Origin of the sequence: Armatimonas sp. (assembly GCF_043760365.1) — a bacterium.
Taxonomy (GTDB): domain Bacteria; phylum Armatimonadota; class Armatimonadia; order Armatimonadales; family Armatimonadaceae; genus Armatimonas.
In genome coordinates this window covers 1-1,578 of sequence record NZ_JAYUPA010000544.1, presented here as the reverse complement: position 1 = coordinate 1,578, position 1,578 = coordinate 1, and the positions used below count along the sequence as shown (strand labels likewise).

2 pseudogenes are annotated in these 1,578 nt (G+C 60.0%); both read left to right on the top strand.

Going from position 1 to position 1,578, the window contains the following annotated elements:
• Nucleotides 1-663, top strand: a pseudogene (locus tag ACH2EH_RS12550) (hypothetical protein); the annotation flags it as partial.
• 190 nt (nt 664-853) lie between these two features.
• A pseudogene (locus tag ACH2EH_RS12545) lies at nt 854-1,578 on the top strand (hypothetical protein); the annotation flags it as partial.

The window sequence follows — 1,578 nt, the reverse complement described above, 5'->3', positions numbered from 1 at the left end:
AGTATCGAAGGAGTTCGCACCGACGAGCTGCGCAATGGTAATGAGTTGAGCCTGACCATCAAGCGCGGCGTGCTCACCATCACGTCCAAGAACCGCCGGGAGACGCTCTACAAGTTCACGTCCAAAGCCGCCGCGCCGCGTACCGTCTTGGTCGAGCACCCGCTCTGGGAAGGCTGGACATTAGTCGCACCTGCGGAGCCAACCGAGACCACGCGGGATCGCTACCGTTTCGCCGTCAGTATTGCGCCCGGGTCAAGCGCGAGCCTGGCCGTCGCCCAGGAGCAGGCACTGGGAACCACGGTGGTGCTACTCGAAGCGGACACGGCCCAGCTCACGCACTATGCCAGTAGGGGGGAGCTTCGCTCACGCCTCAAAGAGGCGCTGGCGGTGACAATTGCACGTCGCCGTAAGATCCATGAGCTGGAGACCAACGCCGATCTTCTGGACAGAGAGCGCACCCAGATCCACGAGGAGCAGGGGCGTATCCGGGGCAACTTAGCGGCGCTCGATAAAGAGTCGCCGCTCTACCGCCGCTACTTAGACGAGCTCAACGGTCAGGAGAATCGCTTATTGGAGCTGCGCGAGGAGGGCAATCGCCTCCGCAAAAACGCCCGCGATGCCCAGGCCGAATTGAAGGCTTTCCTGGATACGCTGGACTTATAAGAGTCGCTCCCATGAATCTCGCCCCCATGAACGGGGGCGTCTTATTGTCCTCGTACCTCGGACACAAAGGGCGTCCCGCCCATAACCGAGTAAACTCGGTATGGCCCGAGGGCCTTCGTGTCGGAGCTTGCGACGTCAATAAGACGCCCCGGTTCATCGGGGCGAAAACAAATCGGGGCGGGAGAAAGAAATGATGCTAACCACAATGATACTTCCCTTAGTCGTGCTGGCACAGGGGCCCGTAAAGGCGCAAGAGAGCGCACTGCCCGTGCGCGCCGTGACGCTGTTTTCGTCGGGGGTGGCCTACACCCAGCGCGAGGGCGAGGTGAGCGGCAACGCCACCGTGCCCTTAACATTTCGGACGGCGCAGATCAACGATATCTTGAAGTCCCTGGTGTTAATTGATGAGAAAGGCAAGGTTCAGCCTGCGGTTTATGCCGCAAAAGACCCGGTCAACCGCACGCTCCAGGGTTTCGCGGTGGATGTCACCTTGCCACTGGAGCGCACGGCACTGCTGAATCGTCTGCGTGGGCAGGTCGTTACCGTGACAACGGCAAGTAGTACGAGTGCGGTTACTGGCAAGCTGGTGAGTGTTGAGGCGAAAAATCTCCTGAGTGCTGAGGGCAAGACAACCAGCGCTGAGTTTCTGAACCTGCTCACGGCGAATGGCCTGACCACGGTGCGCCTTGATCTGGTGAGCGAGATTTCCTTCAACGATCCGAAAGTTTCTCGGGAGTTTGGCGAGGCACTGACACTGCTTGCTTCCGGTGCCGATGATAAGCGCCGGAGTGTGACCTTACGCTTCGACGGACCCGGGACACGACGGGTGCAAGTGGGCTACATCACCGAGTCGCCACTCTGGAAGATGAGCTATCGCCTGCTGCTCTCCGGCACGAAAGAAGGCAGCACACAGCC